This window comes from Rhodococcus sp. ARC_M12, assembly GCF_022810385.1.
Taxonomy (GTDB): Bacteria; Actinomycetota; Actinomycetes; order Mycobacteriales; family Mycobacteriaceae; genus Rhodococcoides; species Rhodococcoides navarretei.
The window spans coordinates 208,299-222,275 of record NZ_JALGQI010000010.1 but is presented as its reverse complement, the minus strand read 5'-3'; the positions used below and the strand labels follow the sequence as shown (position 1 = coordinate 222,275).

The following is a 13,977-nucleotide window of genomic DNA, read 5'->3' as shown; positions in this document are numbered from 1 at the left end:
GCGGGTCGGGTACCGACACATCGTTCGAAGGACAGCCCACCGGGCGTCGGTCACATTGAGAGTCAGGCCCCAACCCACCGCAGATATCCAGTATCACCGGACACATTCATACTCACAGTCACATTGAGTGGGCGGGGGTGCGGGCAATGGGCAACTGACTCGGGGTCGGCGAGGATACCGTTTACTTGCAGGTGCATTCTGACTTCGGGAGTGAGATATGACGGCGACAGCAATTCCCTCGGAACGGTTCGGTTCCAACGCTCCGCGGTCGTTCGTGCCACCCGCGCGCGGTCGGTTGAGTGAGGTGCCGCATATCGCGGGGTTGGTGCTCGGCGTGTTTGCGGTGCTGTTGTTTCTGTGGAGTCTGTCGCCGACTCTTCGCTTCCTGGTTCACGTTCCTCGCGAGTATGTGGACAACTATTACTTCGATGCGCCCGATACGAGTCTGTCGTGGGCTCTGGTTGTCGGGTTGTTGGCGGCGGCGTTGGCGAGTCGTAAGCGCATTGCCTGGTGGTTGCTGACGATTTATCTGGTGTTGACGGCGATCACCAATGTCGTCGAGGGCATCACGGAGAAGGACATCAATTCGTGGATCGCGCTGGCTGTCCACATCGTCGTGACGGGGTTGTTGATCGCCGCACGCAAGGAGTTCTACACACGGGTGCGTCGCGGTGCGGTGTGGAAGGCGCTCGGTGTCCTGGTGCTGGGCGCTGCCGTCGGGACGATCGTCGGGTGGGCTCTGGTGGCATTGTTCCCCGGGTCGCTGCCGGAGAGTCAGACGTTTCTGTGGGCGTTCAATCGCGTGACGGCGTTGGCGACGGTGGACAACGAGCAGTTCGACGGCCGGCCGAACGGCATCGTCAACACGGCGTTGGGTCTGTTCGGAGCGCTGGCGTTGCTGGGAGCCGTCATCACGTTGTTTCGGTCTCAGCGTTCCAGCAACGCGCTCACCGGTCGTGACGAGTCCGCTCTGCGTGGCCTGCTGGGCAAGTGGGGCACCGACGATTCGCTCGGCTACTTCGCCACTCGCCGCGACAAGGGCGTCATCTTCGCCACCAGCGGCAAGGCGGCGGTGACGTATCGCGTCGAGGTGGGGGTGTGTCTGGCGAGCGGGGACCCGATCGGCAATCCCGAGGCCTGGCCACATGCGATCTCCGAATGGCTGGACCTGGCAGAGAAGTACGGTTGGACCCCAGCTGTCATGGGGGCCAGTGAAATCGGGGCCACCGCGTACAAACGGGCCGGCCTCAGCGTCCTCGAACTCGGCGACGAAGCAATCCTCAGAACCAAAGACTTCAACCTCAATGGACGCGAGATGCGCCCCGTGCGTCAGGCGGTGACCCGGGCTCGCAAGGCGGGTGTCGTGGTCACCGTGCGTCGTCATCGCGACATTTCGTCGGAGGAGATGGCAGGGATCATTGCCTGTGCCGATGCGTGGCGCGATACCGAGACCGAGCGCGGTTTCTCGATGGCGTTGGGCCGGTTGGGTGACCCGCTCGACGGCGATTGCCTTCTGGTGCAGGCGGTTCAGAGCGAGAAGGTGATCGGCGTCCTCTCGCTGGTTCCGTGGGGTCGTACCGGTGCGTCGCTGGATTTGATGCGTCGTGATCCGGCGTCGCCCAACGGGGTGATCGAGCTGATGGTGACCGAGCTCGCTACCGGCGCAGATCATTTCGGCGTCAGCAAGATCTCGTTGAACTTCGCGGTGTTCCGCGCCGCGTTCGAGGAGGGCAGCCGCATCGGGGCCGGGCCGGTGTTGCGAATCTGGCGCGGCCTGCTGGTGTTCTTCTCCCGGTGGTGGCAGCTCGAGGCACTGTATCGCTCGAACGTGAAGTACCTTCCGGAGTGGGAGCCGCGCTACCTGTGCTTCGCCGAGAATCGGGTGTTGCCCAAGGTCGGCGTCGCGTCGGCCATCGCCGAAGGCTTCCTGACTCTCCCGACCTTCCGGCGCGCATCGAAGCACACCGGATCCCATGAGGCAGTGCCTGCGGCTCTCGCCGACGCGGACGACATTCATCCCGACGGCAGCGGCCCCGACAGCGTCGTAGACGAGCCGACACCGGGCCGTAAGCGTCCCGACCAGGTGCGCGTGCGCATGTCGAAACTCGATCGCCTCGAGCGCGAGGGCACCGAGGGCTATCCCGTCGCCTATCCTCCGACGCACACGGTGGAGGCGGCGGTGGCCTCGCCTCAGGGCACTACGGTGCGGATCGCCGGACGCATTCTGCGCATACGCGATTACGGCAGCGTGTCCTTCGCCGTCATCCGGGATTGGTCGTCCGATATCCAGGTGCTGTTCGACCGCGAACGGGTCGGCGACCGAATCGAGGAATTCGATGCCGACTTCGACCTGGGTGACCTCATCGAGGTCAGCGGAACCATCGGATACAGCAGGCGTGGTGAGTTGTCTCTGCTGGCCACCGAGTGGCGAATGAACGCCAAGTGCTTGCATCCTCTGCCTGACAAGTACCGCGGCCTGACCGACCCGGAAGCGCGGGTGCGGCAGCGGTACGTGGACCTGGCGATCAATCGGGATGCTCGTGCTCTGATGATTGCACGCTCGAATGTGGTGAAGTCGCTTCGTGATTCACTGAGCGATCGCGGCTACATGGAAGTCGAGACACCGATCCTCCAGCAGGTGCACGGCGGTGCGAACGCAGCGCCCTTCGTCACCCACATCAATGCCTACAATCTCGATCTCTACCTGCGTATCGCCCCGGAGCTCTATCTCAAGCGCCTGTGCGTCGGCGGCATGGAGAAGGTGTTCGAGATCGGGCGTGTGTTCCGCAACGAAGGAGCGGACTTCAAACACAATCCCGAGTTCACGATCCTCGAGGCATACGAAGCCCACAGCGACTACGAACGCGCAATGGTGCTGTGCCGCGAGTTGATTCAGCGAGCTGCCGTCGCTGCACACGGACGGGAGATCATCCTGCGTCCCGACGGTCCGAACGGGGAGATGATCGAGATCGACATCTCCGGCGAATGGCCCGTCAAGACTCTGCACGGTGCCGTCGCCGAGAAGTTGGGTGTTCCGGTCGAGCCGTCGACCCCCCTCGAGGAGCTACGACGACTGTGCGACGAGAACGACATTCCGTACGAGAAGACCTGGGATGTAGGGGCCGTCGCGCAGGGCATGTACGAGCACCTCGTCGAGGACTACACCGAGTTCCCCACCTTCTACAAGGACTTCCCGACGTCGATGTCGCCGTTGACGAGGCCGCATCGGAGCATCCCGGGCGTCGCGGAGAAGTGGGATCTCGTCGCGTGGGGCGTGGAGCTGGGTACCGCGTACAGCGAGCTGACCGACCCTGTCGATCAGCGGCAGCGCCTCACCGAACAGTCGCTGTTGGCGGCCGGCGGCGACGAAGAAGCGATGAGCTTGGACGAGGACTTCCTGCAAGCCCTCGAGCACGGAATGCCGCCGACCGGCGGTCTGGGCATGGGCGTCGACCGAGTGGTCATGCTCATCACGGGTGGCAGCATTCGCGAGACACTCGCCTTTCCCCTGGCCAAACCGCGTCAATGACCTTCCCCCGAAGCCCGTTCACGCGACCGGGTGTGCAAAACAGGGAAGATGATGGAAACTGGAGCGTGAAACAGTCAACAGGTCGGCAAAGCGTGACGGGGAACCAGACATGGACAACGCGGATCGAACCGAACGCGGTGCGTTGTTTCCCGTGAAACATTCTCCCGGTCGGTACGTCGAGGTGGACGGACAACGTCTGCACCTGTTGGTGCGCGGGACAGGCCCCACAGTCGTTCTGTGCGGGGGCCTCGGCAGCAATTGGTTCGACTGGAACGACACCGTCGACATCCTGAGCGCCCACCATCACGTGGTCGTGCTCGACCGCCCCGGCTTCGGACTCAGCGACCCCCTGCCCGACGGTGCCACGCCCACCGTCCGCGGGGAGGCCGACAGGATCGTCGGCGTCCTGGACGCACTCGGAGTCGCGGAGCCTGCCGTCGTCGTAGGTCATTCGATTGCCGGCTTCTATGCCGAAGCCGTCGCCCGGCTGTACCCGTCGCGCATCCGCGGGATTCTCTTGCTCGATTCCAGTGCAGAATCCGACCCCCGACGCTTCATCCCGACTGTCGTGCGCGTCGAGGTTGCACACCTGATCGCAACCGTGCTCAGCAAGAGCGGCGTGCAGAAGCTGGTCGGTCCGCGGGTGCGCCGCGTCCTCAACCAGGCGACACCGCCCGACGGCACACCGCAGGAGACGTTCGATTGGGTGGACGACATCTACCGCAGGCCCGCCTACCTCACAGCTGCACTCGTGGAAGATGTTGTCTACCCCGACCTCGCGGTCGAACTGAACAGACTTCGGAAGCGTGTGCCACTCCTTGTTCCGGTCATCGTCGCCGCAGCCCACACCGGACGGCCATCCCCGTGGGGCAAGAGATGGATCAAGACTCAACGCAGGCTCGCCGCGTATCTGCGTGCCGAGTTCACCGTCGTCATGCCCGCCCATCACCACGCCATGATCGACAAACCCGCCGAGGTCGCAGCCCTCATCACCGAACTGGTGTGAACCCCTCGAGGCGGCGCACGTAACGTGTGTCACCGAGCCCGTAGCCCAAGACCCGAGCCGAAGCTCGGCGATGGCGCGGTAGCACGAGAGGAAATTGAAGATGGGTGCGATCAGCACGACGCAGGGACGACAGTCGAAACTACTCGGACTCGGCGTTCACCGCCCCGAGAGAGTCGTGACCAACGACGAGATCTGTGAATTCATCGACTCGAGTGACGAGTGGATCCAAACGCGTTCGGGAATCAAGAACCGGCGCTTCGCAGATCCCAAGGAAAACGTCGTGGAGATGTCCATCTCCGCAGGACGCAAAGCCCTCGAGGCCAGCGGAATCACCGCCGATCAGGTCGACACCGTCATCGTCGCCACCTCGACACATCTCGAACTCACACCCCAAGCAGCCGCGAAAGTAGCGCACGGACTCGGCACCAAGGGCCCAGCAGCATTCGACATCTGCGCCGGCTGCGCAGGATTCTGCTACTCCCTCGCCGTCGCATCCGACCTGGTCAAGGCCGGAACCTCCAAGTACGTCCTCGTCATCGGCGCAGAACAGCTCAGCGTCACCACCGACCCCTACGACCGCACCACACGCTTCATCTTCGCCGACGGCGCAGGTGCCGTGGTCGTCGGGCAGAGCGACGAAACCGAGATCGGACCCGCCGTCTGGGGCTCCGACGGCTCACAATCCGACGCCATCGTTCAGACAACCGACTGGTACGACTACATCACCGAAGAAGGCCTGGAGCGACCCTGGATCCGGATGAACGGAATCTCTGTCTTCCGCTGGGCCGCATTCGAAATGGGCAAGGCCGCGCAGCGAGTCCTCGACGTCGCCGGCATCAAGACCGACGAACTGCACGCCTTCATCCCCCACCAAGCCAACAGCCGCATCACCGAACTGCTGGCCAAGAGCCTGAACCTGTCCGACGGCACCCCGGTCGCCAACGACATCGCCGAAACCGGCAACACCTCGGCAGCCTCGATCCCCTTGGCCATGGAGGAGCTCCTGCGTACCGGCAAAGCAAAAGCAGGAGACACCGCTCTGCTGCTCGCCTTCGGTGCCGGACTCTCCTACGCCGGACAGGTAGTCAAACTGCCCAACCTGTAGTCGCCGAATTACGTCCAATGCACTCGACCTTCCGAGTGCACCCGGATCCCCAGTGCACTCGATGTGACATTCAGTGGCCTTTTCGGCAGTCAATGGCACATCGAGTGGACTCGGGCGGGCACTGTGGGCGAATTTTGTCGGATTATGGACGGGTGGGGTCGTAGTGTTGTCCTATGCCGAAGCCCCCGTTGCCCGATGCTGCTGTTGAGATGTTGACGAAAGCGAATCCCGCAGTCATGGCTGTGGTTCGTGCCGATGGAACGCCGATCACCGCGCCCACGTGGTATCTATGGGAGGACGGGAAGGTCGTGCTCAATTTCGACGCGTCTCGTAAGCGTCTCGAGCACATCAGGGCCAATCCGAAGGTCTCGATTTCGGTGTTGGACGACGCCAGTTGGTACACCCACATCACAGTGCACGGTTCGATCGAGCTCCAGGACGACCCGGAGCTGGTGGACATCGATCGCATTTCGACGCATTACACCGGCAATCCGTATCCGGTTCGGGATCAGCCTCGGGTGACCGGGTTCGTGACCGTCGATGCGTATGTGGGCTGGGGCAAGCTCGGGACATAGCCCACGGTCGAGTGCTGTTGCGGCGACGGTTTCGAGGTGCAAGACTCCCGCAATGGGCTATCCGCAGGGCAATTTCGGTCCGTTCGACAAGTCCGAGGGTGATGAGCCGGATCCTGGACAGCAGCAGTACCCGCCGTACCAGAACACCCAGCAACCCAACCCCCAGTATCCCAACCCCCAGTACGGCTATGCGCCCTATGCCGGCGGGTATCAGACCCCGCCGACCACCAACACCTTGGCGGTTGTCTCGCTCGTATTGGCGATTCTGGGTCTGACGTTCATTCCGTTGATCGCGTCGGTGTGTGCTGTGGTGTGTGGCCACATTTCGCGAGGCCAGATCAGGCGCACGGGCGAAGGCGGATCCGGGTTGGCGACGGCGGGCCTGATCGTCGGCTATGTCTCGATCGCGCTGTTCGTCATCGTCATCGTGGGCGCGATCGTTCTCTTTGCGATCGCTGCCGCGAATACTTCAACCTACTGATACAGGCTGCGCCAATCGACCGTTCAGGCACGCGGCCCAGACGCCTGCGATCAGTGCCAGTGCAATGACGAAGAGCGCCAATGCGTTCCATCCCAGGGACTGGAACACGACGCCGCCGATCCAACCGACGATGGACGATCCGCCGTAGTAGAAGAGGTTGTACAGCGAGGTGGCCTGTGCACGACCGTGCACGGCGCGTTGGCCGGTCCACCCCGACGCAATGGCGTGGGCGGCAAAGAAACCCATGGTCAGGATCACCAGGCCGGTCAGAATGACGACGAGGTTCGACGCCATCGTCAGGGCCACTCCGACGATCATCGTCGCAGTGGATCCGGCGAGTACTGCCGACCTGCCGTGCTTCGTCGCGAGCTTGCCCGCCACCCGTGAGGACAGCGTACCGCTGAGGTACGCCACGAAGATCAGGCTGATCAAGGACTGCGGTAGCCCGAAAGGCACGGCCTCCAAACGGAATCCGAGGAAGTTGTAGATCGCGACGAAGCCGCCCATCAACAGGAAACCCTGGCCGTACAGGGCCAGCATTCCCGGTTCGCGAAGATTCACCCACAGCCGTTTCGGTAGGTCGCGAATGTGGCTGTGCACAAGCGTCGTTCGCGGCCGAGGAGCGAGCCACACGAACAGCGCGGCGGCGATTGCCGCGATCAGTGACACGGTCAACGTACCGATGCGCCAGTTGGTGTATTCCGCAACAGGTCCCGCGACGATGCGGCCAAGCAGACCGCCGAGCGTCGTACCGGACACGTAGGTCGCCGCTGCCAACGCGGTGTGATTGCGATGCACTTCTTCGCTGAGGTATGCGATCGCAATGGCCGGAAGACCGCCCAGCGCCGCACCTTCGAGCAATCGCACGCCGAGCAACACCTCGAGCGACGGTGCCAGCGGCACCAACAGTCCCAGCGTCGTCGCGGTGAGGACCGATGCCGTCATGGCCCGGACTCGACCGATCCGGTCTGCCGCCACCGACCACGGAATCACGGAGACCGCGACACCGACCGTCGCGAGCCCGACCGCGAGCGAGGACTGCGACGGAGTGATGTCGAGATTGGCGGCGATGAGCGGCAGGATTCCCTGCACCGAGTACAGCTGAGCGAACGTCGCGACTCCGGCGAACAGCAACGCCAACACGAGCCGACGGTATTCGCGCGATCCCCTGGGGTGTCCCTCCCATCCCAGGACGCCGGACTCGGTCGTAGTCATGCGGATTACGTTAGAAGCGCTCACGGTATTCGTCCAATGCATGAGACCCGGGCAATCCAATACGGCAGCGATATGATTCGGACATGCGTCGCGAAGCGATCGAATTGCTACCGCTGCTGCCGACCCTCGTCGCGGTGGCCGACACCGAGCACATCACCGACGCCGCGCACGTCCTGGGCATCCCACAGCCCACCGTCAGCCGGCAGGTGGCCCGCGCCTCGGCGATCCTCGGCGTCGACATCGTCGAACGACGCGGCCGCGGCATCGTGCTCACCAGCACCGGCCGAGTGTTGATTCCCTACCTGCAGCGGGCGTTGAGCGACATCGACGCCGGAATCGACGCATTGACCGAGCAGGACGCCCGAGCCCGCGGCCGCATCGCGGTGGCGTTTCAGAACACCCTGGGCGAGGACGTCGTACCTGCGCTGATCAGACAGTTCCGCGTCGATCATCCGGCCGTCACCTTCGATCTGGATCAGGGCGCACGCGCACGCTGCCTGGACCGCCTGGCAGACGGCGCATCGGACCTGGCGTTCGTCTCCCTCAGCACCGAGCACACCGACGCGAACTCGTTCCAGCTCTACGACGAGAGACTGATGCTGGTGGTTCCGGCCGATCATCGCCTCGCCGCACGCAGATCGGTCGACCTGGCCGACACGGCCGACGAGAGCTACATCGCGATGGGCCACGGCTTCGGGATGCGGTCGATCTGCGACGAGTTGTGGGCGGAGGCCGGTTTCACCCCGCGTATCGCATTCGAGGGGCAGGACACCCACACGGTGCGCGGGCTCGTCGGGGCCGGTCTCGGCATCGCCATCCTGCCCCGGATCCGCGCGCACGCCGGCGAGGGCGGAACCGTCGACATCGGGCTCACCCAACCCGCGGCCAGTCGACGCATCGGCATGGTGTGGAATCCACAGGCCGAATGGCCTCGTCAGGTGACGGCCTTCAAATCGATGGTGCTGCGCAGCGGCCGAACACTCGTGATTAGGTGAGTCGATGCAACTGGTTCTGGTTCGGCACGCACTGCCACAACGGTCGGAGACCTCCGCCGATCCCGCTCTCGCCGAACTCGGCGTCGAACAATCCCTGCGGGTGCCAGGTGCCGTGGCTCGGTTCCCGATTTCTCGAGTCGTGTCGAGTTCCCAGCTCCGCGCCGTCCAGACGGCACAGCCACTGGCCGACCGGCTCGGCCTCACGGTCGAACCCGACGATCGCGTGACCGAATACGACCGCGACTTCGGCGGGTACGTGCCGATCGAGTCGGCCAAGATCGAATTCCGCGACGCATTCGACCGCATCAAGGCCGGGCATCTCCCCGAACAGGTCGACGAGCAGGCGTTTCGTAGCCGCGTTCTGGCCGGGGTGGCCGACATCGTCTCGGCCGCCGCGCACACCGACACCGTCGCGCTCTTCGCTCACGGCGGCGTTGTCAACATCCTCCTGCAGGACATTCTGCAGACCCCGAAGGTGCTCGGCTTCCCCATCGACTACTGCTCGGTGACGCGGGTGCTGTTCTCGCGCAGCGGCGCGAGGTCGGTCTCCTCGGTGAACGAAACCGAGCACGTCTGGGACCTGTTGCCCCGCAACCGGCAATCCACAGAAAGCTCTTAAAGTCCCAGCTCACAGGCAGGAAACGTGGCGTCGACGGTGGTCGAGTGGTAGGCGGAGCCGCACCTGGCAGTTAGCCTCGAACTCATCATGGGTGAATTGCGTATCTTCCGACGTCCTGCCGTTGCACTCACTGCACTGGCGATCCCTCTGGTGGCAGTGGGTGCATTCGCACTCGGCACCGGCTACGACCTCGGCGGCGAATCCGCTGAAACCACCACCGTCGCCGCCGGGACCGAGCAGGCACCCTCACCTCAGCAGCAGACGGCCGATCCCCTGTCCAAGGCCAGGAGCAGCCTCAACAGCGCCTCGCTGCCCATCACGTTTCTCTCCAGCGGCATCGGTCAGCTGACCGCAGGCGGAACGCAGCTCAACGACGGCGTCGGCCAGCTCGCCGACGGCATCACCCAGGCTCACGACGGAACCATCCAGCTCGCCGACGGGTTCGGGCAGTACCGCGACGGCATCGGTCAGCTCGGGGACGGTGCGTCGCAGATCAGCGGTGGCGTCGACCAGGTCGTCGACCAGCTCGCCGGCTTCGGCGCGCTGCAGGCCGACTTCACCGCAAAGCTGGCCGCCACAGCAGACACGGTCGATCGCTTCCCGCATCCGGGATCCGACGCGATTTCCAGCGAGATCCGCGGAGTGATCGACAACCTCAACACTCAGGCGTTCGGTCCCGACACCCTCGCTCAGCTGCAGACCCTCAAGGGCGGTGCTCAGCAGCTGTCGACCGAGCTCAACGACCCCAACAGTCAGTTCCTCGGTGCCACCGCACAGCTCGGCGACGCCACGGTCCAGTTGCGTGACGGACTCGGCCAGCTCGACGACGGTGGCCAGCAGCTCAAGGCCGGCACCGATCAGCTCGTGACGTCGGTCGAGCCGGTCGAGGGGATCGTCAACGGCATCGCCACCAACGTGCGCGACGCCTCCGCGGCACTCCCGCCGGGCACCACGGCCGCCACCGACGACGCCACCTCCGACCAGAACGTCGCAGCCACGTCCACGACCACCGGCACCGGTGCCACCCCGTACCTGATCGCCGCCCTCGTGGCACTCGGCGCTCTCGGATGCGTCAGCCTCGTGCGCGTCCTCGGCAAGGACAGCAGCCCACGGGTGCTCTCGGTGGTTGCCGCCGTCGCCGCCGTGGGCGTCAGCGCCGCGGTCGCGTTCGCCTTCGCCACCGATGCCGCTCTCGGGCCCGTGCTCGGTGCAGGCGCATTCCTGATCGTCTCCGCCGCGGCCTACCTCGCTGCAGCGGGAGCAATTCAACGGGTGCTCGGTGCCGTCGTCGGGCAGATCGTCAACGTCGTCGCCCTCGTGGTGCAGGTCGTCGTCTGCGGATTTGCCTACGCGTCGACGGCACCGATCTGGGGCGATCTGGCGGCGTTCATGCCGATGAGCTACACCGCCGCCGGTGCCCGCATCATCGCGTCGGGCGAGATGAGCGGGACCGGCTGGCTCGCGATCGCGGCGACGGTGGCCCTGCTGGCCGTCTCGGCGCTGGTGTACGCGAGCGCGCGACGTGACTCAGCCGACGGGTCGGAGCGGATGGATGGCGGGCGGAGCCGCGAGATGGGCACCGAACTCGCTTAGCGCCTGCTGCAGGTGCGGGGTCTGCATGTGACCGTCGAGGTCCTCCTGCGACTTCCACACCTCGATGGTGACGAACGTGCCCGCCTCCACCGCAGACTCGAACAGCTCGTAGGAGACGTTCCCGTCTTCCTTCCGTGATTCGGCGACGAGGGCCGTCAGGCCGTCGCGCACGGCGTCGACGGCATCCGGCTTGGCGATGATCGTCGCGACGACCTTCAGATCGTTGGCCATGAGGTGTTGTTTCCTTCGTTCGGCGAGACACACATTTCCTCACCGAACGTACTCCCGACCCACCTAAGCTGAGGTGTCGAATCGGGAAGGGAAGTCACAGTGAGCCAGACGGCAACCGACCAACGCGCCACCAGGAAGGATTGGCTCGGCCTCGCAGTGCTGGTGGTGCCGATTCTCGTCGTGTCGATGGACATGTCGGTGCTGTACCTCGCCCTGCCGTTCATGTCGGCCGATCTCGAACCCACCGGCAACCAGACGCTGTGGATCCTCGACATCTACGGATTCCTGCTTGCCGGCCTCCTCATCACCATGGGCTCGCTCGGCGATCGCATCGGCCGACGCACCCTGCTCATGATCGGCGCCGTCGTGTTCGGTGCCGCGTCACTCGCCGCAACGTTCTCCACCTCCCCCGAAATGCTGCTCGCCGCACGCGCTCTCCTGGGGATCGGTGGAGCCACCATCGCGCCGAGCACACTCTCTTTGATACGCAACATGTTTCACGATCCCGCTCAACGCAAGGAGGCCATCGGTCTGTGGACCGCCGGTTTCGCGGGCGGAGCTGCGGTGGGGCCCGTCATCGGAGGTGTTCTGCTCGAACACTTCTGGTGGGGTTCGGTGTTCTTGATCAACATCCCGATCATGGTCGTGCTCTTCGTCGCTGCCCCACTGCTGGTGCCCGAGTTCAAGGACGCCGACCCCGGCAGATTCGACCCGATCAGCGTGGTCCTCGCGATCTCATCCATGCTCTCCATCGTCTTCGCCATCAAGCACGGCGCACAGGAGGGAATCGACACCGCCGCGGGCGTCAGCGCGCTCGCCGGTCTGGCACTGGGCACGGTGTTCGTCCTCCGGCAGCGCAGGGCCGCGAACCCGCTGATCGACGTCACGCTCTTCGCCGAACGAGCCTTCAGCGCAGCGGTCGTGGTGCAGTTCCTGGTCATCTTCGCCATGACCGGATTCAGCCTCTTCGCGTCTCAGTACCTACAGCTCGTCGTCGGGCTCGGGCCGCTCGAAGCCGGTCTGTGGCTGCTCGTTCCCGCCGTCACCGCCGCGGCCGGTGCCGTGCTCGCGCCGACTCTGAGCAAGGTGATCCGGACGGGCACGATCATCGCCGGCGGACTGTTGGCCATCGCCATCGGTTGCACGGCAATGGTATTCGTGAACGCCGACTCGGGGCTACCGCTGCTGCTCACCGGCATGGCCGTGTTGACCTTCGGTATCGGCGCAGCGTCGACGCTCAATTCCGACATCGTGCTCACCGCCGCGGCTCCCGAAAAGGCCGGTGCCGCATCGGCGTTGTCCGAGACCGGAGCCGAATTGGGCGGGGCCGTCGGCATCGCGATCCTCGGCACGATCGGCAGCACCGTCTACCGCCACCGTATGGAGGACGTCATCCCGGTGGGGACGCCTTCCGAGATAGCCGACCCCGCCAGAGAAACCATCGGCGGTGCCATCGCCGTCGCCGACTACCTACCGGAACCGTTCGGCTCGCAACTGACCGCCGTTGCCAACTCGTCGTTCATCGACGGCTTCAATCTCGCGGCCGGCTGGAGCGCCGGTCTGATGGCCGTCAGTGCGGTGGCGGTCTTCGTGCTGCTCCGCCGTCAGACCGCGTCGGCGAGGTAGCGCGCCAACCATCGCGTCGCGGACCGGCCGTTCTCGACGTCGTAGCTCTGGTACTCCTGGTGAATTCCGGAACGGTAGAACGCCTCGATCTCCCGGCGGCGCTGTTCGTTGGCCTGGTCCGAGAGCTGGCCCTGCAGCACCGGCAACCCACCGGCTGCTGCGAGATCGGAGATCAGGGACTGCGCTTCCTGCGAGTACTGGTCGGCGACGTCGGGCGCGGGGTTGGACGAGACGGCCAAGAAGCCGGCCAACCGCGCGACGTAGTCGTCCTTGGGCGTCGAGCAGTACAGATCGCCGACGGCACAGAACGTCCGCACCACGGGGCTGACATAGCCGAATCCGCCGACCCGCGGTCCGCCGACACCGGTTCCGACCACGGCCGGCCCCACCAGAGCATCGGTATCGGAGCGCTTCGGGTCGGAGATCAAGCCCACTGCCACCACCCTGTCCGCGGGCACCACGCCGACTCCGGTGCCGATGGCGGCGGCGAGATCGCCGGCCGCGTCGGCGCCCTGGCTGTAGCCGATGATGCCGAGTTTCGTTGTGCCACAACGATCTGCCATGGCTTTCAACATTCCGCCCGCGTTGGCGACGGCCGCAGCGCGGGACTGCCCGTACACCTCGCCCTCCCACGGGAACGCGGTAGCGGGATACGAGACGTAGTCGGTGCGGATATCGCTACCGAGACGATCGGTGACGTCGGTGAGCATCCCCGGCTTCGGTGCCGCGCCCGAGCTGGTCTCCCAGGTGCCCGGAATGGCGACGACATACATCGTCGGGCAATCGGCCGGATCGGCGGCGGCGGGCGATGCCGCTCCGACGACGATGCCCGACGCAACCGCTGCTGCGACGCCGATACCGGCGCAGATCTTCTTGACACTCATGGGGAGGGGGCCTCACTGGGTGATCGAACGCTTCTTCTGTTCGATCACCACAATGACAGCGGCCTGTGACCATCAGATGCCCACATGGTTAACGGACGTAACCGCGTGGGCGAGGTCA

At 64.8% G+C, this 13,977-nt stretch carries 12 protein-coding genes; 9 read left to right on the top strand and 3 right to left on the bottom strand.

Going from position 1 to position 13,977, the window contains the following annotated elements; translation table 11 throughout:
• Positions 1-217 precede the first annotated feature (217 nt).
• The 5 genes from lysX to MTX35_RS14925 all read left to right on the top strand — a co-directional run bounded on the left by lysX (position 218) and on the right by MTX35_RS14925 (position 6,696).
• Positions 218-3,529 (top strand): bifunctional lysylphosphatidylglycerol synthetase/lysine--tRNA ligase LysX, encoded by a 3,312-nt coding sequence (gene lysX, locus MTX35_RS14945; RefSeq protein ID WP_243595728.1) that lies wholly within the window; start codon positions 218-220, stop codon positions 3,527-3,529.
• Positions 3,530-3,638: 109 nt separating this feature from the next.
• Positions 3,639-4,535: an alpha/beta fold hydrolase gene (locus tag MTX35_RS14940; protein ID WP_243595727.1), complete on the top strand. Its 897-nt coding sequence runs from the start codon at positions 3,639-3,641 to the stop codon at positions 4,533-4,535.
• Positions 4,536-4,635: 100 nt separating this feature from the next.
• A complete protein-coding gene (locus MTX35_RS14935; RefSeq protein ID WP_243595726.1) occupies positions 4,636-5,640 on the top strand; it encodes a beta-ketoacyl-ACP synthase III in 1,005 nt (334 codons plus the stop codon).
• A 173-nt stretch (positions 5,641-5,813) separates the two neighbouring features.
• Positions 5,814-6,215: a TIGR03618 family F420-dependent PPOX class oxidoreductase gene (locus MTX35_RS14930; protein ID WP_243595725.1), complete on the top strand. Its 402-nt coding sequence runs from the start codon at positions 5,814-5,816 to the stop codon at positions 6,213-6,215.
• 52 nt (positions 6,216-6,267) lie between these two features.
• A complete protein-coding gene (locus MTX35_RS14925; protein ID WP_243595724.1) occupies positions 6,268-6,696 on the top strand; it encodes a DUF4190 domain-containing protein in 429 nt (142 codons plus the stop codon).
• Here the strand turns inward: MTX35_RS14925 and MTX35_RS14920 are convergent.
• Complete coding sequence (locus MTX35_RS14920; protein ID WP_243595723.1) at positions 6,685-7,911, bottom strand: MFS transporter; 1,227 nt, start codon at positions 7,909-7,911, stop codon at positions 6,685-6,687. The two genes, MTX35_RS14925 and MTX35_RS14920, sit on opposite strands and share 12 nt — an antisense overlap.
• An 83-nt stretch (positions 7,912-7,994) precedes the next feature.
• Between MTX35_RS14920 and MTX35_RS14915 the strand changes: the two genes are divergently transcribed.
• The 3 genes from MTX35_RS14915 (at position 7,995) to MTX35_RS14905 (ending at position 11,118) form a co-directional block, all read left to right on the top strand.
• Positions 7,995-8,906: a LysR family transcriptional regulator gene (locus MTX35_RS14915; protein WP_243595722.1), complete on the top strand. Its 912-nt coding sequence runs from the start codon at positions 7,995-7,997 to the stop codon at positions 8,904-8,906.
• A gap of 4 nt (positions 8,907-8,910) precedes the next feature.
• The gene (locus MTX35_RS14910; protein WP_243595721.1) at positions 8,911-9,525 is read left to right on the top strand and encodes a histidine phosphatase family protein; all 615 of its coding nucleotides are present in this window, start codon (positions 8,911-8,913) and stop codon (positions 9,523-9,525) included.
• Positions 9,526-9,612: 87 nt separating this feature from the next.
• A complete protein-coding gene (locus tag MTX35_RS14905) occupies positions 9,613-11,118 on the top strand; it encodes a phage infection protein (protein WP_243595720.1) in 1,506 nt (501 codons plus the stop codon).
• On the opposite strand, the gene MTX35_RS14900 is transcribed toward MTX35_RS14905, so the two are convergent.
• Entirely contained in the window at positions 11,053-11,349 is a 297-nt protein-coding gene (locus MTX35_RS14900) for a putative quinol monooxygenase (RefSeq protein WP_243595719.1), read from the bottom strand. The two genes, MTX35_RS14905 and MTX35_RS14900, sit on opposite strands and share 66 nt — an antisense overlap.
• 99 nt (positions 11,350-11,448) lie before the next feature.
• Between MTX35_RS14900 and MTX35_RS14895 the strand changes: the two genes are divergently transcribed.
• Positions 11,449-12,975: an MFS transporter gene (locus MTX35_RS14895; RefSeq protein WP_243595718.1), complete on the top strand. Its 1,527-nt coding sequence runs from the start codon at positions 11,449-11,451 to the stop codon at positions 12,973-12,975.
• On the opposite strand, the gene MTX35_RS14890 is transcribed toward MTX35_RS14895, so the two are convergent.
• Positions 12,954-13,859, bottom strand: coding sequence for a cutinase family protein (locus MTX35_RS14890; RefSeq protein ID WP_243595717.1), 906 nt, complete (start codon positions 13,857-13,859; stop codon positions 12,954-12,956). The genes MTX35_RS14895 and MTX35_RS14890 overlap by 22 nt on opposite strands.
• Between the last annotated feature and the right edge of the window lie 118 nt (positions 13,860-13,977).